This is a genomic window from Curtobacterium pomorum, assembly GCF_044497295.1.
Taxonomy (GTDB): Bacteria; Actinomycetota; Actinomycetes; order Actinomycetales; family Microbacteriaceae; genus Curtobacterium.
The window spans coordinates 1950230-1968388 of record NZ_CP172409.1 but is presented as its reverse complement, the minus strand read 5'-3'; the positions used below and the strand labels follow the sequence as shown (position 1 = coordinate 1968388).

Here is an 18159-nt window from a genome sequence, read left to right as displayed (position 1 = left end):
GTCTGGTTCCTGTTCGTGAGCCGGTCAGGCGAGGACGTCGAGTCCCGCGGTGCGGATGGTGGAGGTGGTGGCGGAGGACGCTGGCTGCGTGGCGGACGTGCGCCGTGCCTCCAGGCCGGTGTCGGCACGCAGGCGGCCGTCGGCCGGTCGCTGGTCGCGACCCGGCGCCGTGTCCGGGTGGTTCTGGGAGGACAGGTCGAGCGTCGTGCTCAGCCCGATGCCGGCGGCGTCGCGCCGCAGGTCGGGCAGCACCTGGCGGACCGCGTCGCGGCCCGCCTCGGACGCTGCGAACAGCTCGACGTGCATGCCGTGCGCCGTGACGTGTGCGCGGACCGTGACCGGTCCGAGGCTGTCCGGCACGACCTGCACGGTGACGACGTGCGCACCGGGGCCGGCCTGCGCGAGCGAGAACACCGGGCGCGCGAGCTGCTGCCCGAGCGGTGCCGGCGTCGCCGACGCAGACGGAGCCGCGGTGGCCGGGGTGGGCGCGGCGGTCGGCGTCGTGGGCAGGACGAAGGGCGTCTCGCCACCGCGGGCGGTGGTGACTGCCGGGAGGCCCGGATCACCCGCCGTCGACCCCTGCTGCTCCGTCCCGTGGCCGGTCTGGGCACCGCGTGCAGCGGTCGACGCGACGGCGGTGACGACGACGGGGGTCGCGGTCGCGGTGCCGTCCGCGGGGGTCGGGTTCGTGGGCGCGGCCTGCGTGGGGACCGCCGACGTGAGCGGTGCGGCGGCTGCGGTCGCTGCGGCGGCCGTAGATGCAAAGGCCGTAGGTGCGGCGGCCGTGCGGACGGCGGCTCCGGCCGAGCCGGCGTCGGTCGGGGTGGGCGGAACGCTCCCCTGCTGGGCGGTGGCCGCCGGGAGCTGCGCTGACGCGGTCGGCGCAGCGGTCGAGCGTGCCGGCGCCGGGGTGGACTCGCCCGCCGCTTCCCCTGCGTCCGCACCGGCGACTGCGTCGGAGCGTGCCGACTGCGCGGGGACCACGGGAGTCGCGGACAGCTCGGCCGGGGCCGGAACCGCGACCGCACCGGCCACCGGGGTCTCGGTCACGGCCGGCCGCAGGACCGCCGGAGCCGTCGTCGCGGCATCCGCGGCGGACCCCGCTTCGAGCGTGGCGGCCTCCGGAGCAGCGGTGGCGGCGGTCGCCGGAACCGGGGCGGCGGTGGGTGTGGGCACCAGTCCGGGGAGCAGCAGCGCCTGCGCGTCGGCAGCCGCAGCCGTGTCGGCCGTGGCCGTGTCCGGCGTGGGCGGCGTCGTGTCCGGCGTGGGCGGCGTCGCGGGGGCGGTGCCGTCGTCGGTCGCGGTGCCGGCACCGTCGTCGCGCGCCGCTGCCCGGTCGCCGGCACGATGGTCGCCGGCACGACGGTCGCCGGCGACGACCGCGGACAGGGCAGCGTCGAACGATCCGGGCCCTGCAGGGTCGGAGCTCGCGCGGGATGGCGCAGTGGTGCTCGCCGGAGCGGGCGCGGGCTGGGTGGCGATGGTCAGGCTCATGCGGCGCTCCCGGTCTGCATCATGGACAGCAGCGCGGCGGTCTGCAGGTCGGTGGCACTGCTCACGGCCGTGGTCGCGGTCGGCGCCGGGGTGGCGGACGCCTGGGCCGGCACGATGCGGCGGATGGTCGCGATGTCGGCGTCGGAGTACCAGTTGTCGACGATGCGGACGTCCTTTCCGGGGCGCGGCGCGTGCAGCACCTTGCCGTCGCCGACGTAGATGACGACGTGGCCCTCGCCCTTCGGGACGATCAGGTCGCCGGGCTGTGCGTCCTTCAGGGACCCGACCTCGACGCCCATCTTCGCCTGGTCCGGCACGACCCGGGGCATGGTCACACCGAGGTCCTTGAACACGGTCTGCACCAGGCCCGAGCAGTCCATACCGGCGGTCGTGGTGCCGCCGAACACGTAGGGCACGCCGAGGTACTTCTTCGCGTCCGCGACGACGTCCGAGCCGGTGGCGCCGCTGCCCGTGGCGAGCGTCCCGGCGCCCGCGTCGACCGAGGTGGCGGGCGCGCTGCCGGTCGTGGCGGCGGCTGCGGCAGCGGTGGTCGCGGTGCCGGTGCCGGTGGAGCCCGTGGCGGTCGCCAGTGCATCGGCGAACGCGCTCGATGACGCACTGGTCGCGGCAGCGGACGACGACGAGCTGGCCGCCGCGGCCGAGCCCCCGCGCAGGGTGTCGATCTGGGACCGGATCTCGGAGATCCGGGAGAGCACCGCTTCGACGCTCATCGGGCACCACCTTCCGTGCGGCGTCGTGCCGCGATCTCGTCGAGGGCGTTCTGTTCGGTGCGGAGTTCCTCGGCGGCCTGCTCGGCGGCGTGCTTGCCCTCGAGCTTCTCCAGGCCGACCGCGGCACGTCGAGCGGCGGTGTACTCGTCCTGCGCACGGTCGGCGTCCGCGCGGCGGGTTCGCACGACGGCGTCGAGCTCCTCGAGCATCCCGCGGGTCGCAGCACGCGCGGCGGCGACGGCGCTCAGGGTGGCGGCGTCCTCGATCGGCTGCGCGCCCTCGGTGTCGGCGAGGCTCCGACGCGCGGCGATCCGGGCGTCGGCCGCGTCACGGACCCGCTCGTTCGCGGTGGCGAGCGAGGCGGCGGCGCGGTCCTGTTCGGTGTGGCGCAGGCGCAGGAGTCCGGCGAGCGGGAACCGGCGGGCCATCACGACACCCCCAGCTGCTGCACGAGGCCACCGAGTCGCTGCCAGGACGCGTCGGCGGTCGCCCGCTCGTCCATCCCCTGGCGCAGGAACGCGTCGATGGCGCCCTGGTGGTCGACGGCGGCGTCGACGAGCGGGTTCGAGCCGCGCTGGTACGCGCCGACGTCGAGCAGGTCCTGGGCGCCGGCGCGCGCGGCCATCACCTTCCGCAGCACGGTGGCGGCGGCGCGTTGCTCGGGTCGGGTGACCTTCGAGGCCACGCGCGACACCGAGCCGAGGGCGTCCACCGACGGGAAGTGCCCGGTGATGGCGAGCTTCCGGTCGAGCACGACGTGCCCGTCCAGGATGCTGCGGGCGGCGTCGGCGATCGGTTCGTTGTGGTCGTCGCCGTCGACCAGCACGGTGTACATGCCGGTGATGCTGCCGACCCGGTCGGTGCCGGCGCGCTCGAGCAGCCCGGCGAGCACCGAGAACGTCGACGGCGGGTAGCCCCGGGTCGCCGGCGGCTCCCCCACGGACAGCCCGATCTCGCGCTGCGCCATCGCGACGCGGGTGAGCGAGTCCATCATGAGCACGACGTCCTGGCCGGCGTCTCGGAACGACTCGGCGATGCGGGTGGCGACGAACGCGGCACGCAACCTCATGAGCGCGGGCTCGTCGGAGGTCGACACGACGACGATCGAGCGGGCGAGACCCTCGGGCCCCAGGTCGTCCTCGAGGAACTCGCGCACCTCGCGGCCACGCTCGCCGACCAGCGCGATGACGTTGACGGCGGCGTCGCTCCCCCGCGCGATCATCGACAGCAGCGACGACTTGCCGACACCGGAGCCCGCGAAGAGCCCCATGCGCTGGCCGCGGCCGACGGTGGTGAGAGTGTCGAGCACCCGCACGCCGAGCTGCATCGGGGTGTCGATGCGGGTGCGCGCCATCGCGTTCGGCGTCGCGTGGTCGAGCGGCACCAGGTCGACCGGCTCGCCACCGGCGTCGACGAGCGGGCCGCGGTCGTCGATCGGCCGGCCGAGCCCGTCGAGCACACGGCCGAACAGCCCGGCCCCCGTCGGCACGAGCACCGGACGGCCGGTGGGGCGTGCGGGGGTGCCGGCGGTGACACCGGTCAGGCGGCCGAGCGGCATGCAGCGAACGCCGGAGGCGTCGGTGGCGACGACCTCGACGGCGGTCTGCACGCCGTCCTCTGCCCCGACCGTGACGACCTCGCCGACGTGGGCGTCGAGCCCGGCGATCGTCAGACCGAGGCCGACGGCGCTCGTGACGACGCCGACCCGCTGGGGTGCGGCCTGCCGCAGGGCGTCGTCGAGCCCCCGGGGCCGGAGCAGCGTGGCGCTCATGCCGACGCCCCCTGCCGCTCGACACCGAGCGCGGTGCGGGCGCGGTCGAGCGCGGTCGCGATCCGGGCGTCGAGGATGCCGTCGGGCAGGTCGACGACGGCGTCGCCGTCCCGCAACGCGGGGTCCGCGACCACCGGGACGGGCAGGTCGACCTCCGCGACGCGAGCCGCGTCCGCCGGGCTGAGCCGGACGGCCACCGGGACGCTGCGGTCGATGGACGCGAGCGCCCGCCGGACGGTGGTCTCGGCGCCGGACGTGATCCGGGCCTCCCCTCCGTCATCGGGACCGACCGTCGGACGGGAGGCACGGATCTCGTACCCGACGATCGCCTCGGCCAGGTCGGTGGCCGCGCTGGCGACCGACGCCTCCGCGTCGCTCAGGACGGGTGCGACCGTGGACAGCATCGCGTTCGTCGCCGCGTCGAGGACCGCGATGCGGCGAACGGTGTCCGCGCGCAGTGACGCGGTGAGCGCGGCGTGCTCGGCCTGCAGGCGGGCGCGCAGGGCGTCCGTCTCGGCCTGCGCGGCGCGCAGACCCGCGGTGTAGCCGGCGGCGTGGCCGCGGACGTCCGCACCGGACGCGCGCTCGCGCCCGGCGGCGTCGCCGATGACGGGGAACGCGATGCGCTGCACGGTGCCGGCGGTCGTCGTGTCAGTCAACGAGCTCGTCCTCCTCGGCGCGGTGCACGGTGATGACGCCCTGCGCCTCGAGCTCGCGCACGGAACGGACGACCTCGGCGCGCGCCTCTTCCACCTGCGAGACACGGACCGGACCCATGGCCTGCAGTTCGTCGTCGAGCAGCGAGCGGTTGCGCTCGGACACGTTCGCGCGGATCGTCTCGACGACGGGTCCGGCTGCGCCCTTCATGGCGGTCGCCAGCAGCTTCGAGTCGATGCCGCGCAGCACCTGCTGGATGTCGCGGGACTCGAGCTTGACGATGTCCTCGAAGGTGAGCATGCGCGAGCGGATGTCCTCGGCGAGCTCCGGGTCACGGGCCTCCAGCCCGTCGAGGACGGCCTTTTCGGTGGCGACGTCGGAGCGGTTGATGATGTCGACCAGGGGCGCGATGCCGCCGACGACCTCGACGCTCTCGCGGGGCGACACGACGGCGCCGGCGCGCTGCCGCAGGACACCCGCGACGATGCCGACGGCTTCTGGGGTCGCGCTGCCCATCGTCGCGAACGCCTGTGCGACGTCGGTGCGGACGCGCTCGTCGACACCCGCGAGGACGGCGCTCGCCTGCCCCGGCTTGAGGTGTGCGAGGACGAGGGCGATGGTCTGCGGCAGCTCGCCCTCGAGCAGGGTGATCACCTGACCGGGCTCGGCGTCGTCGAGGAAGTCGAAGGACTGGCCGGCCAGGTTCGAGGCCAGGCGGTCCATCACGCCGGCGGCCCGCTCGGCGCCGAAGGACGCCTCGAGCAGCCCGAGCGCGGTCTCCTTGCCGCCGCGCTTCTGCAGCCGACCGCTCATCGTGATCCGGTGGAACTCCGACATGGTCTGGTCGACCACGGTGTCCTCGACGCGGCGCATCCGGACGATCTCGGCCGAGATCTCCTCGGCCTCCATCTCGGTGAACTGCTTCATCACCTCGGCGGCGCGGTCGGTGTCCATCTGCATGAGGATGAGCGCGACCTTCTGCGCGCCGGTCAGCGTGCGGTCGCTCGAGTTCTTGCCGGTGCCGTTGCCCGGGCCGCCGGCGCTCGGCATCAGGGCGCTCACACCGGCGCCCGGTCGTCGAGGAGCCCGCGCAGCAGCTCGGCCGTGCGCTTCGGGTCGCGTTCGGCCAGCGCGGAGATGTCCTGGCGGCGACGCTCAGCCGTGATCTCGTCGGTCGTCAGCACCTCGGTCGGCGGGTCACCGGCGGGCATCGTCGACAGCACGGCGGTCGGGGCGTCACCGGCACCGAGGGTCGCACGGTCGGCGGCGCCGTCCATCGCGAGGGGCAGCTGGAACGTCTCGCCGGCGAAGGCGTCGAGCTCGCCGAGGTCGACCGCCTCGCGCTCCTGCTTCCGGCTGCGGCGGGCGATGACGAACATGACGGCGATGAGCGCGAGCAGGATGCCGATGACGATGCCGGCGGTGCGGATCGACGACCACAGGGCCTCCTGCTGGTCGGCCTTCTGCTGTGCTTCGAGGGCCTTGGCGGCCTGGTCGGCACCGCTGGTGTCGAAGTCCATCATCGCGACCTTGACCTGGTCGCCGCGGTCCTGGTCGACGCCGGCGGCGGCGGAGACCAGGTCGTTGATGCTCTGCAGGTTCGCGTTCTGCACCGCGTCGGCCTTCGAGTTCAGCGCGACCGAGATGGTCTGCCGGTCGAGGGACCCCGAGGGGATCTGCGTGGTCTCGGTGGTGTGGTCGACGGCGTTGTTCTTCGTCGCCGACTCGTTGGTGTACCCGTCGTCGCCCGTGCCGCTCGTCGCCGTCCCGTTGGGCACGGCGATGTTGTCCGGGCCGAGGACCCCGGTCGCACCCTTCGACGCACCGGATCCGGCGCCGTACTGCTCGGTGGTGCTCGACTCGTTGAGCGCGACCGGTCCGGAGGTCGGGGTCGTGTAGCTCTCCGACGTGCGGGTGCCGGACTCCTGGTTCATCGTGCCGGAGACCACGACGGTCGCGTTGCCGACGCCGAGGGTGGTGTCGAGCAGGTCCTGGATCTTCTTGCTCGTCGCGGCGTCGTAGTCGGCTGCCTGGTCGGCGCCGCTGCCGGTGGCGCCGGTGCCGACGGCGGACAGCGTCTGGCCCTTGGCGTCGACGACCGAGACGTCGGTGGTCTGCATGCCCTCGACCGACGCGCTGGTCAGGTGCACGATCGCCTGCACCTGGTCGGTGCTCAGCTGCGTGCCGTTGTCGGTGGCGATGAACACCGACGCCGTCGGGTCCTTCTCCTCGGACACGAACACGGACTTCTCCGGGATCGCGAGCTGCACGGTCGCGGTCTGCACGCCGTCCATCGCGCCGATGGTCTTGGCGAGCTCGCCCTCCATCGCCCGCTTGTAGGTGACGTCCTGCTGGAACTCCGAGCTCGTCACGCCCATCTGGTCGAGCAGCGAGTACCCGCCCTCGTTCGACGACGGCAGCCCGTTCGACGCGGCCTTGAGGCGCTCCGAGTAGACCTGCGCCTGGGGCACGAGGATCGTCGCGCCGCCGTCGGTGAGCTGGTACGGCACACCGTCGGTCTGCAGCTGGTCGGTGATGGAGCTCGCGTCGGCGGCGGCCAGCCCGGTGAAGAGCGGCGCGTAGGAGGCCTTGCCGAGCCACGACGCCAGGGCGATCCCACCGAGCACGAGCGCGGCGATCACCAGGATCGCGATGGTGCGCTGCGCGGCGGAGAAGCCCTTGACGTACGCGGACAGGCGCGCGAAGACGTTCTTGACGGCGACGGGCATCAGGCCTGCATCCTCATGATCTCGTTGAAGGCGTCGACGCCCTTGTTGCGGACGGCGGAGACGAGCTCGAGCGTGACCTGTGCGCGGGTGGCGGCGATGGTCGCGTCGTGGATGTCGTCGAGGTTGCCGGTGACGGCCTTGAGCGCGAGGGTCTTCGAGTCGCTCTGCAGCGCCTGCAGCCCGTCGACGGCGTTCCCGAGGCTGGCGGCGAACCCGCTGCCGTCGGTGCTGGTCGCGCCGGCGGTTCCGGCGACGTCGCTGGACGTGCCGGACACGCTCGTCAGCGCGTTCGTCATCGCGTTGGTGGTCACACCGTTGACGGCGTCGATGGGCATCAGTTCTTCCCGATCTGCAGTGCCGCCTCGTAGGCGGTCTTGGCACGGTCGACCACGGCGGCGTTCGCCTGGTAGCCGCGCTGGGCCATGATGAGGTCCGCCATCTGCGTGCCGAGGTCGATGTCCGGCATGCGGACGTAGCCCTCGTCGTTCGCGAGCGGGTTGTCCGGGTCGTAGGTCACGCGGCCGGCGGCGCTGCCGAACGCGGCGCCCTTGACGTAGGCGCCCGACACGCCGTTGCCCTCCTGCACCTCGACGTAGCGGGCCTGGAACGCGGTGTCGTCCATCGACTTCACGGTGTTCGCGTTCGCCATGTTGTCCGCGACGGCGTCGAGCCACTTCCGGTGCACGGTCATGCCGGTGCTCGCGATGCCGATCGCGTCGAAGGTCGTCACGAGTTCGTCCGCATCGCCGCACGGACGCTGGTGAGCTCGGAGTTCATCGCCTGGGTGGCGAACTGGTACCGGAGCACGGTGTCGACGTTGGAGAGCGTCTCTTCGTCGAGGTTGACGTTGTTGCCGTTCGTGTTCGTCGGCTCGAGGCTGCGGGCGACCGTCGGCGCGGTGTCGCCGCTGCCGTCGGTGATCGACTTCGCCAGGGCGTCCTCGAACTGGACCTTCTCGGCGTGGTAGTTCGGCGTGTTGATGTTCGCGATGTTGTTCGCGATCACCTTCTGGCGCATCGACAGGCCGTCGAGAGCGCTCTGCAGCGCGACGCTCGTCACGGAATCGAACACGGTGGTCCCCTCGTCAGGCGTCGTCGGTGGACGTCGCCGTGCGGTGGTGGCCGATCCGTGGCCGAACTGGTGAGCGATCCGTGCTCGTGTGGCGCTATCGGTGCCCGTCGCGCGCCGCGTTAGCCCTCGCCCCGAACGGGGGTGGCACGGCGGCGTCCGTCCGATGCAGAACGACATCCCCGTTGTCGTACGACATCGATCACGTCGCACCGTGCACACGCGTCACGTTGCACGCGCGGGTCGACGACACTCTCGTTGTCGTACGACGTCGACGATGACGCACCTTGCACGCGCAGACAGTTGCGTCCGGGGTCGGACGACATCGTCGATGTCGTACGACGACCACCTCGTCGCACGGTGCCAGCGCTGTCCATTCACGCTGGGAACGGTTGCGCTCGCTGGACGTCGACACCGTCGATGTCGTACGACGACGACCTCGTCGCAGCGTGCGCTCGCCCGGTGTTGCAGACGCGGGCGAGCGACACGCTCGATGTCGTACGACGTCGAGCATGTCGTACCGGGTCGAGCGGGGCGGACGGGTCAGGCGGAGGCGTCGAGGTACACCGCGCCGCGCGGCTCGCGCGTCGCGTCGACGGCCCGCAGGGCACCGAGGTGCTCGAGCGTCACCCGTCGGTCCGACTCCAGTTCCGCGATGCGGTCCCGCTGCGCGGCGAGCAGCCGGGAGGCACGCCCCACCAGGTCGCGCGGCACCGGACCCAGCCCGGCCGGCTCCGACCACCCCACCACGGCCGTGGGGTCGGCCGCCTGCCGGGCTGCGTCGTGCTCCAGGGAGTCGAGCAGGGCCTCCCAGGCGAGGCGGTGGTCGACCGGCTCAGGCGACGGTGCCGGCTCAGGCGACGGTGCTCGTTCAGGCGACACCGAGGGCTCCGCCCGTCGCCTGCTGGCGTGCCGACGTCGCCGGGAGCGACGCCGCGGCGTCGTGCCACGACTGCCGCAGCGGTTCGAGGATCCGGATGCAGTCCCGCGTGGCCTGCACGTCACGGTGCACGTTCGCGGTGATGAGGGACGTCGACGCGTAGTTGTAGACGGCGAGCAGGCCCTCACCCCCGTCCCAGACGTCGATCCGGAGCGTCGACGACAGCTCGCCGACGATCGCCTGGGCGTGCAGGAGCTGTTCGCGTGCGGCGTCCCAGTCGGCGCCGGTCTGTGCGGCCTCGGCACGGTGCAGGTCGAGCAGCAGCCGGTCGTAGAGCATCGTGACGAGCTGCGCCGGGGTGGCCGACAGGACGGCTTCGTTCGTGTACTGGGCGCGACGCTGGTCGGTCACGGTGCGGGGCTGCGCAGCCTGCCGGAAGGCGGCGGCCTGGAAGTCGAAGGTCATGGTGATCCCGTCAGCTCGTCGTCGACGCGAGCTGGCTGGCGAGCCAGCTCGACTGGGACTGGAGCTTGCTGAGGCTGGTCTCGAGGGACGAGTACAGCGTCTGGAGCGATGCGCGGCGCATCGTGAGTCGGTCGGTCCAGCTGTCGATCTGGGTGTTGAGGTCCTTGGCGACCGCCTGCTGGCCGGTGATCGCCGTGGTGAGGGACCCGTCGTACTTGTCGGACGCCGCCGTCGCGGCGGCACCGACGTTCGTGGCGACGCCGGACAGCATCGCCTGCGTGCCCTCCGGGTCGGTGGCGAGGGCCTTCTGGAAGACGTCGGCGTCGAAGGTGAAGCTGCCGTCCTTGGTGATCGTGATGCCGATCGACGATGGCGACTTGCCGCCGACGGGCGCCGACATGGTGCTGCCCAGGCGCTGCACGGCGTCGCGTGAGGTCCCGTCGCCCATCAGGACGCCGGCGGTGGTGGTCGTGGCGCCGCTGGTCGCGCTCGTGGTGCTCGTGACCGCCGTGTTCGTCTTGTAGTAGGACGTGATCGCGTTCATCGCGTCGACGAGTCCGGAGGCCACGGCCTGGGCCTTCGTGGTGTCCTGCGCGACGCCGACCGTGACCGGGTCCGTCGACGCCTTCGACACGGTGACGCTGAGCCCGGGCACCAGGTCGGTGAAGGTGTTCGTCGCGCTCGTGATCGTCTGCTCGGCGGCGGTGCCGGCCCACAGCGTGACGCTGGCGTCCTTCGCCTGGGCGACGACCGCAGCGCCGACCTCGGTCAGCACGTTCGTCGCGGTGCCGGCGGCGACCTGGTCGGTGGTCCCCCGGTACACCTCGAAGCCGCCGGCGGCGCCGGTCTTGGCGGACGTGAGCTGCAGCCGGTAGAGCTTGGTGCCGTCGGCAGCGGCGCCCGCGGCGACCTTCGTGGCGGTGACGCCCGCGCCGGACTTGTTGATCGCCGAGACGGTGTCGTCGAGGGAGCCCGACGACGGCGTGACCGTGGTCTTCGTGCCGTCCGCGGCCACCAGGGTGATCGGCTCGGCGGCGGCCGACCACGTCGACATCGCGGCGGTCACCCCGACCTGCGCGGAAGCGGTCGCACCGACGGTGAACGTCAGCGACCCGGCGCTCGCGTTCGTGCCGGTCACGGCGGTGACGCCCGACGACGAGCTCGTGGCGGTGAACAGGTCGAGCGAGGTCGCCTTCGCGGCGTCCTTCGCCTTCGTCGCGAGGGCCTGCATCAACCCGTTGATCGTCTGCAGTGACGAGATGAACGAGTTGGTGCTCGTGAGCTTGTTCTTGAGCAGGGTCTGCGGCACGCCCTCGACGCTCATCAACGAGTTGATGAGGTCGGTCGTCTTGAGCCCGCTGACGAGCCCGTCGATCGCGAGGCTGGTGCTCGAGGACACGGACGATGACATCGTCGACACTCCCTGGCGTCGTGGGGATGGTCAGGAGGGCGACGCCGCCTCCCGGGAAGCCTGAACGATCCCGGAAGGCGGCGTCGTGGGTGCTAGCGCAGGAGCGAGAGCACGCCCTGCGTGCTCTGGTTCGCCTGCGCGAGCATCGACGTGCCGGCCTGGCTCAGGATGTTGTCGCGCGTGTACTTGACCATCTCCTGCGCCATGTCGACGTCGGTGATGCGCGAACCGGCAGCGGTGAGGTTCTCCTTGGCCACGTTCGTCACGTTGATGGCGTGGTCGAAGCGGTTCTGGACTGCACCGAGGTTGGAACGAGCCTCCGAGACCGACTTGATCTGCGCGTCGAGCTCGGTCACCGCGAGGCGAGCGTTGTCGCCCGTGGTGAAGTCGAGCGCCTTGACCGCCGTGGCGACCTTCGAGACATCCGCACCCGTGAGGTCGACGTCGATCTTGCTGGCGTCGGAGCCGTCCGCGCCGACCTGGAAGGTCAGCTTGCCGGTACCCGGACCGGCAGCCGTGGTGGAGGCCTTGCCGTCGAGCAGCTTGATCCCGTTGAAGTTGGTCGAGTCCGAGATGCGCTGCAGCTCCTCCTGGAGCTGACCGACCTCGGTCGTGATCGCCTTCCGCGAGTCCTCGTTGTTCGAGTCGTTGCCGGCCTGGACAGCCAGGTCGCGCATGCGCTGGAGGATCGAGTGGGTCTCGGTGAGGCCACCTTCAGCGGTCTGCACGACGGAGATGCCGTCCTGCGCGTTGCGGGCGGCGACCGTGAGGCCACCGACCTGGGACTTCAGCCCCTCGGAGATCGACAGACCGGCAGCGTCGTCGGCAGCACGGTTGATGCGGAGGCCGGTCGAGAGCTTCTCGAGGGACTTCGACAGGTCGTTCTGCGTCGCGTTGAGGTTCCGGTACGTGTTGAGTGCCGAGAGGTTGGTGTTGATGGACATACCCATGGTGGTTTCCTCCGTGAATTCTGGGTCGTACTACAGCCCGTCCGTGGGCTGACGTGGATGACTCTCGACCGGGTGCCGGGAGTCGTTAGGGAATCGACGGAAATGACCGTCGACGGTTCAGCTCGCCGCCACCACGACCGGCGCGGTCGCGTCGTGGACGGCACGCGCGACGCCGGCGGTGGCGTTCGACGCGACACGTGCGAGGTAGGCGCTCCGGCGGGCCGCCGTGGTGCGCGAGGCGGGTTCGGCGACCGCGCCGCCGTCCCCGTAGTGCGCGGCCAGGCCGTCGCGGAGCAGGCGCATCGCCTCCGAGCGCTGCTGCGACACGGCGGAGTGCGTGATGCCGAGCTCCGCGGCGACGTCGGTCACCGAGCGGTCCCCGAAGTAGACCGCCTCGACGACGAAGCGCATCCGCTCGGGCAGCGCCTCGACGGCTGCACGCAGGTAGCGGCGCTTCTCGGTCTCGAGCAGGTCGTCGCCCGGCAACGGCAGGTCGGCGGCGACGAGGTCGTGCACGGTCTCGTCGAGGGGCGCGACGATGCGGGCCGCATCGCTCATCGCGTCCGAGGCGGTCTGCCGGTCCACGCCCATCGCGTCTGCGATCTCCTGCACGCCGACGCTCCGGCCGAGTCGGGCGGACAGGGCCTCCTGCGTGGCGAGGGTCTCGCGGATGCGCTTCCGGGTGCCGCGCGACGCCCAGTCGGCGGAGCGCATGTCGTCGGCGAGGGCACCGGCGATCCGGGTCCGGGCGTAGGCGCCGAAGGGGACGCCGAGGGTGGGGTCGAACGCGTCGGCAGCGGCGACGAGTGCGAGCGAGCCGACGGCGGCGAGGTCGTCGCGGTCCAGGTGCGTGGCACGGGAACGGACGTCGGCGACGATGTAGCCCACGAGCGGGAGGTGCTCCACGATCATCGCGTTGCGTGCGGTGCGGTCCATGCTGATCCCCTGATCGACCTGAGGTGACTGTCCTGACTCACCCGTCCGTGGGCACGGCGAACGCCGGCCTCGGATGGCCGGTGCGTACGCCGAAGACCCGCCCGGTTCCCTCCGAGCGGCGCACCCCGCGCCTCGTTCGCGCGGTTCGAGGTCGCCCTCGTGGTGCGTTCCGAATGTATCGGCTGGCAATGCGCTGTACGGGGGTCGATCAGTCCCCAGTGCGGGGGTGTTCCCGGTGTTTCGGGGTCGGCATTTGTGGGGACACCGGGCCGGGAACGGTCGTTCTCGTCCCCCATCGGGGGTCACTGGTCCGCGGTCGGACGATATCCGTTCCACGCACTCGTCCTCGGGCCTTACGGGCGGTGCCACGGCGTCGATAGGTCTCGGTGTCCGCCGGAAGGTGGACCGGAAGACCCGAACACCCGACGACGACCCACACGGGAGGAGCTGATGAGCGTGAACGACCTGTCCGCCGTGCTCTGGCGCGAACGCGAACTGCTCGAGCTGCTCACCTTCAAGCTCGAGGAGGAGCAGCTGCTGCTCACCGCGGGCCGCTCCCGATGGGTGTCGCACGCCAGCCGCGAGGTCGAGCAGGTCCTCGAACGACTCCGCAGCACCGGACTCGAACGCGCCGCGTCGAGTGCCGAGGTCGCCGAGGAGTGGGGCGTCCCCGCCGACGCACCCCTGCGCGAGGTCGTCGCCGCCGCACCGAACGGACCGTGGGGTGAGATCCTCGCCGCGCACCTGACCGCGATGGTCGAACTGACCACCCAGATCGGCGCCCTGCGCGACGAGAACGACCGCTTCCTGCGCACTGCCGCCCAGGCCACCGAGGAGACCCTCGCCGGCACCGTGACGAACGCCGCGACCTACGACGCCTCGGGCACCTCCGGCGCCGGCTCCGACGGCGCCCGCCTGTTCGAGGGGACCCTGTAACCCCGTGGTCAGCACCTTCGGCTCCCTCGCCACCGCGTACTCCGGACTCGCCGCGGCCCGCGCCGGCATCGACGTCACCGGCCAGAACATCGCGAACGCCGGCACCGCCGGGTACACGCGGCAGCGCGTCACGCAGAACTCGGTCCCGGCGACCCAGACCGGCTTCATGCGCGGCACCGCCGCCCTCGCCGGACAGGGTGTCTCGGTCGACGGCATCGCCCGGCTGGCCTCGCTGACGCTCGACGTCGGCGTCCGGGTCGCTGCTGGTTCCTCCGCCTACGCCGACGCCCGCGCGACGGCCCTGTCCGCCCTCGAGACCGGCCTGCACGAGCCCGGCAAGGACGGCCTGAGCGCCAAGCTCGACGCCTTCTGGTCGTCGTGGAGCGAACTCGCCAGCCACCCGGACGACCCGGGTGCCGCCAGTGCCGTCCTCGGAGCCGCCGGCACCGTCGCCGCGGCCCTGTCCTCCGGCTCGAAGGCGGTCGACGCGCAGTGGTCCTCGGTCCGGGGCACCGTGGCCGGCCAGGTGACGCAGCTGAACGACGCCGCGAAGCAGGTGGCCGACCTCAACGGGCGGATCCGCACCGCGCTGGCCTCCGGCGGCACCGCCAACGAACTCCTCGACCAGCGCGACCAGCTCACCGAGCAGATCGCGACGCTCGCCGGCGGGACGACCCGCACCAACGCGGACGGCACGGTCGACGTGCTGCTCGGCGGGAACCCGCTCGTGCAGGGCACCGACGCCCGCGCCGTCGCCCTCAGCGGTGGCGAACGGCTCGCCGACGGCGCGGCGGTCACCCTCACCTGGACCTCCGGCAGCGCCGGCGCGGTGTCCCTCAGCGGTGGGTCGATCGGCGGCGCCCTCGCCGTCCTCGCCCCGGCGAACGGGAACGGCACGGGCGGTGCGCTCGCCCAGGCCGCCGCGTCGTACGACGCCGTCGCGACCCAGCTCGCCACCACGGTCAACGCCGTGCACGCCACCGGCACCACCCCGGCCGGCACCACCGGTACCGCCTTCTTCGCACTCGCGGCGGGCGTCCCCGCGGCACAGGGCCTGTCGGTCGTCCCGACGGACGGCAGCGGTCTCGCGACGCGGAACGCGGCGGGGCAGCTCGACGACTCGTTCGCCGACGCGCTCTCGCGACTCGGCACGGGCCCTGGTGCTGCCGACACGACCTGGGCGACGTTCGTGGCGGGGGTGGGCACCGCCTCCCGGTCGGCCGCGACGGAGTCGACGCTCACCGGACTCGCCCTGACCAACGCGCGCACCCAGCAGCAGTCGAGCGCGGGCGTCGACCTCGACGAGGAGAACGTGAACCTGCTGAGCTACCAGCACGCGTACCAGGGCGCGGCACGCGTCCTGACCGCCGTCGACGAGATGCTCGACACCATCATCAACCGAGTCGGACTCGTCGGGAGGGGCTGATCGTGATCACCCGGGTGACCACCCAGATGTCGATGGCCGCGGCCTCGGCCCGCCTGCAGACCGGTGCGGCGCGCGTGGCGCAGCTCACCGAGCAGGCCACCACGCTGCAGGCGATCCAGAAGCCGTCCGACGACCCGGTCGGCACCGCGTCGTCGATGCAGGTGCGCAAGGAGCAGGCCGCCGCGGCGCAGTACACCCGCAACGCGAACGACGCCGTGGCCTGGCTGGCGACCACCGACAGCGCCCTGTCGAGCGTCTACTCCGTGCTCAACAGCGTGCGCGACCTGACCGTGCAGGCGGCGAACTCCGGCACCATGAGCGACACCGACCGCGACGCCTTCATCACCCAGTTCCGGTCGCTGAAGTCCGACCTCGAGGCACGGGCCAACACGACCTACGGCACCCGGTCGGTCTTCGCCGGTGCCTCGACCGCTGCCGCCGCGTACGACCCGGCGACCGGGTGGGCAGCGTCCGGCACGGACGTCACCCGCCGGATCGGCGACGGTACCACCGTGCGCGTCGACACCGCAGGGGCCGACGTGTTCGGCACCGGGGCGTCGTCGGTGTTCGGCGTGCTCGACTCCATCGTCAGCGACCTGCAGAACGGGGTGAACGTGAACGCGCGGATCAACGACGTGGACGGTGCCCTCGGGGCCGTCCGCGGCGCCCAGGCCGACGTCGGTGTCCGGCACGCCACCGCCCTCGCCGCCCAGGACTCGCTGAAGACCGCGTCCGTCGCGCTCGAGAACCGCCGCGCCGGTATCGAGGACGTCGACCTCGCCAAGGCCGTCCTCGACCTGCAGGTGCAGCAGACCAACTACCAGGCAGCCCTCGCCGTCACCGCGAAGGTCCTGCAGCCGACCCTGATGGACTACCTCCGATGAGCATCTCCCTGACCTTCGCCGTCCCGCCGTTCGGCCTTTCCGCCGCGCCCCTGTTCACGCTGACCCCGGTGGACGGCGCCGAGGGCCTGTTCACCCTCGTCGGGGGTTCCTCGCGCCTGTTCGTGCTCGACGCCGCGGTGCACCTGCCGTCGTACGCACCCGAGCTCACCGACGAGCAGGCCGCCGGGCTCGAGCTGACCGACCCCGCCGACGCCATGCTGCTCGTGGTGGCGAACCCCGGCGCGTCCGGCACGACCGTCAACCTGCTCGCGCCCATCGTCGTGAACGCCCGGACCGCGGTGGGCGCCCAGCTCATCCTGGAGGACCAGGACCTGCCGCTGCGGGCGGAGCTCGCGCGGGCGTAGGGGCTGCGGGGCGGGGCGGGCGGGGCGCCGGTCGACGCGGAACGACGTCCTCGATGTCGTACGACATCGAGTTCGTCGCACTTGCGCGCGCGCAACAGTTGCACGCGCGGCCCGGCGACAACATCGACGTCGTGCGACATCGCTGTTGTCGCACCTTGCACGGGCGTCGGTCCAGCTTCGAACACGCGTACGCCCTCGGCCCAGGGCACCGATCCCCGCAGGAGCCTGTCACCGGTCGACCCCGAACGACGTCCTCGATGTCGTACGACTTCGAGTTCGTCGCGCCTGCGCACGCGCAACAATTGCACGCACGGCCCGGCGACAACATCGACGTCGTGTGACATCGCTGTTGTCGCACCGTGCGTCCGCCTCGTCCCTCCACAGACTGGAGGCCCGGCTCGTTTCCCACAGATCGTCGCGCCGAACCGACGTGGTCGGCTCGCACCGCCGATCGTTGGGACATGCACGATCGAGTCCTCGCCATCCCCCTCGTCCGCACCGGTGACCATCCGAGCGCTGAACGGCGCGCCCTGCAGCGTCGCGTGCACCGCGGTTCGCTCGCTCCGGTGCGGCCCGGCGTCCTCGTCGATCCGTCGCACCTCCAGGGTCTGCGGAGCGAGGACCGTCTGCTCCTGCTCGTCCGAGCGACGACTTCTTCCGTCGAGCTGCCCCGAGCGTTCTCGCACTCGTCCGCAGCAGCCGTGCACGGACTGCCCTTCGTCGCGCCGGCCCCCACCAGGGTCGACGTCCTCGACCCCCGTCTGACCCGGCCGGAGACCACGGCGCTCGGCCGGGTCAGGCCAGGGCCCGAGATCGACGACACGCACGGCCGGTGGGCAGGGACGCCTCCGACCATGCCGACCGAGATCGACGGGGCGCCGGTGACGTCGTTGGTGCGGACGCTCGTCGATCTCTCGGCCACCGCACCGTTGGACGACGTCGTCCCGATGATCGATCAGGCGCTCCACGATCGGCGGGTGCTCCCGGAGATGCTCCTCGACGAACTCGCTGCTCACGAGCGCAAGGGGTACGACAAGGGAGGGACGGCGATCGGGATGGGATCGGCGCTGTCGGGGTCGCCGGCGGAGTCAGTGTGCCGGGTGCGCTTCCGGCAGGTCGGGGCGCCAGAACCGGTGCAGCAGCACGAGTTCCGACGCGCCGGTGGCGGGACGGCCGTCGTCGACTTCTGGTTCCCGGATCAGGGCGTCGTGGTCGAGGTCGACGGCCGCGCGAAGTACGAGGACCCGACGATGCTCGACGGGCGCACCACGGCCGAGGCGCACTGGCAGGAGAAACGGCGCGAGGACTTCGTCCGGTCGTTCCCCGAGGTGCGGTTCGTGGTCCGGCTGTCGTGGGCCGACCTGATGCAGCCCGACCGCGTGCGCGCTGCGCTCCGCCGAGCAGGGGTCCCCTGCCGATGACGAGGCGACGACCGACACCCGGTCCTCCGCCGGCG

At 72.2% G+C, this 18159-nt stretch carries 21 protein-coding genes; 6 read left to right on the top strand and 15 right to left on the bottom strand.

Going from position 1 to position 18159, the window contains the following annotated elements:
• Positions 1–24 precede the first annotated feature (24 nt).
• The 15 genes from ACGH48_RS09420 to ACGH48_RS09350 form a co-directional block, all read right to left on the bottom strand.
• Positions 25–1494, bottom strand: a complete 1470-nt coding sequence (locus ACGH48_RS09420) for a flagellar hook-length control protein FliK (protein ID WP_396288261.1) — start codon at positions 1492–1494, stop codon at positions 25–27.
• Complete coding sequence (locus ACGH48_RS09415; RefSeq protein ID WP_396288260.1) at positions 1491–2225, bottom strand: C40 family peptidase; 735 nt, start codon at positions 2223–2225, stop codon at positions 1491–1493. The genes ACGH48_RS09420 and ACGH48_RS09415 overlap by 4 nt, the downstream gene beginning before the upstream one ends.
• Complete coding sequence (locus tag ACGH48_RS09410) at positions 2222–2653, bottom strand: flagellar FliJ family protein (protein ID WP_123312735.1); 432 nt, start codon at positions 2651–2653, stop codon at positions 2222–2224. Before ACGH48_RS09410 ends, ACGH48_RS09415 begins: the two co-directional genes overlap by 4 nt.
• Positions 2653–3996, bottom strand: a complete 1344-nt coding sequence (locus ACGH48_RS09405; RefSeq protein WP_396288259.1) for a FliI/YscN family ATPase — start codon at positions 3994–3996, stop codon at positions 2653–2655. The genes ACGH48_RS09410 and ACGH48_RS09405 overlap by 1 nt, the downstream gene beginning before the upstream one ends.
• Positions 3993–4655 (bottom strand): hypothetical protein, encoded by a 663-nt coding sequence (locus ACGH48_RS09400; protein WP_396288257.1) that lies wholly within the window; start codon positions 4653–4655, stop codon positions 3993–3995. The genes ACGH48_RS09405 and ACGH48_RS09400 overlap by 4 nt, the downstream gene beginning before the upstream one ends.
• The gene (gene fliG, locus ACGH48_RS09395) at positions 4648–5715 is read right to left on the bottom strand and encodes a flagellar motor switch protein FliG (RefSeq protein WP_396288256.1); all 1068 of its coding nucleotides are present in this window, start codon (positions 5713–5715) and stop codon (positions 4648–4650) included. The genes ACGH48_RS09400 and fliG overlap by 8 nt, the downstream gene beginning before the upstream one ends.
• Positions 5712–7382, bottom strand: a complete 1671-nt coding sequence (gene fliF, locus ACGH48_RS09390; protein ID WP_123312738.1) for a flagellar basal-body MS-ring/collar protein FliF — start codon at positions 7380–7382, stop codon at positions 5712–5714. Before fliF ends, fliG begins: the two co-directional genes overlap by 4 nt.
• On the bottom strand, positions 7382–7717 hold the full coding sequence (gene fliE, locus ACGH48_RS09385) for a flagellar hook-basal body complex protein FliE (protein WP_123312739.1): 336 nt from the start codon (positions 7715–7717) through the stop codon (positions 7382–7384). The genes fliF and fliE overlap by 1 nt, the downstream gene beginning before the upstream one ends.
• Entirely contained in the window at positions 7717–8112 is a 396-nt protein-coding gene (locus ACGH48_RS09380; RefSeq protein ID WP_235035933.1) for a flagellar basal body rod protein FlgC, read from the bottom strand. The genes fliE and ACGH48_RS09380 overlap by 1 nt, the downstream gene beginning before the upstream one ends.
• Positions 8109–8453, bottom strand: coding sequence for a flagellar basal body protein (locus ACGH48_RS09375; RefSeq protein WP_123312740.1), 345 nt, complete (start codon positions 8451–8453; stop codon positions 8109–8111). Before ACGH48_RS09375 ends, ACGH48_RS09380 begins: the two co-directional genes overlap by 4 nt.
• 540 nt (positions 8454–8993) lie before the next feature.
• Entirely contained in the window at positions 8994–9332 is a 339-nt protein-coding gene (locus tag ACGH48_RS09370; RefSeq protein ID WP_396288254.1) for a hypothetical protein, read from the bottom strand.
• Positions 9322–9795, bottom strand: a complete 474-nt coding sequence (gene fliS, locus ACGH48_RS09365) for a flagellar export chaperone FliS (protein ID WP_396288253.1) — start codon at positions 9793–9795, stop codon at positions 9322–9324. Before fliS ends, ACGH48_RS09370 begins: the two co-directional genes overlap by 11 nt.
• A gap of 10 nt (positions 9796–9805) precedes the next feature.
• A complete protein-coding gene (gene fliD, locus ACGH48_RS09360) occupies positions 9806–11194 on the bottom strand; it encodes a flagellar filament capping protein FliD (RefSeq protein WP_396288252.1) in 1389 nt (462 codons plus the stop codon).
• Positions 11195–11298: 104 nt separating this feature from the next.
• Positions 11299–12156, bottom strand: a complete 858-nt coding sequence (locus ACGH48_RS09355; protein ID WP_027465508.1) for a flagellin — start codon at positions 12154–12156, stop codon at positions 11299–11301.
• Between the two features lie 117 nt (positions 12157–12273).
• A complete protein-coding gene (locus tag ACGH48_RS09350) occupies positions 12274–13092 on the bottom strand; it encodes a sigma-70 family RNA polymerase sigma factor (protein ID WP_340196044.1) in 819 nt (272 codons plus the stop codon).
• Positions 13093–13542: 450 nt separating this feature from the next.
• Here ACGH48_RS09350 and ACGH48_RS09345 point away from each other — a divergent pair, with 450 nt between their 5' ends.
• The 6 genes from ACGH48_RS09345 (at position 13543) to ACGH48_RS09320 (ending at position 18124) form a co-directional block, all read left to right on the top strand.
• Positions 13543–14028 carry a flagellar protein FlgN gene (locus ACGH48_RS09345; protein ID WP_123312744.1) on the top strand — a complete coding sequence of 162 codons (486 nt, stop codon included), beginning with the start codon at positions 13543–13545 and terminating at the stop codon, positions 14026–14028.
• A gap of 4 nt (positions 14029–14032) precedes the next feature.
• Positions 14033–15454, top strand: a complete 1422-nt coding sequence (gene flgK / locus ACGH48_RS09340; RefSeq protein WP_396288251.1) for a flagellar hook-associated protein FlgK — start codon at positions 14033–14035, stop codon at positions 15452–15454.
• Positions 15455–15456: 2 nt separating this feature from the next.
• Entirely contained in the window at positions 15457–16338 is an 882-nt protein-coding gene (gene flgL, locus ACGH48_RS09335; RefSeq protein ID WP_396288250.1) for a flagellar hook-associated protein FlgL, read from the top strand.
• Positions 16335–16703, top strand: coding sequence for a flagellar assembly protein FliW (fliW, locus tag ACGH48_RS09330; RefSeq protein WP_396288249.1), 369 nt, complete (start codon positions 16335–16337; stop codon positions 16701–16703). Before flgL ends, fliW begins: the two co-directional genes overlap by 4 nt.
• A 53-nt stretch (positions 16704–16756) precedes the next feature.
• Complete coding sequence (locus ACGH48_RS09325) at positions 16757–17044, top strand: hypothetical protein (RefSeq protein ID WP_396288248.1); 288 nt, start codon at positions 16757–16759, stop codon at positions 17042–17044.
• A gap of 120 nt (positions 17045–17164) precedes the next feature.
• Positions 17165–18124 carry a hypothetical protein gene (locus ACGH48_RS09320; RefSeq protein WP_396291101.1) on the top strand — a complete coding sequence of 320 codons (960 nt, stop codon included), beginning with the start codon at positions 17165–17167 and terminating at the stop codon, positions 18122–18124.
• Positions 18125–18159 lie beyond the last annotated feature (35 nt).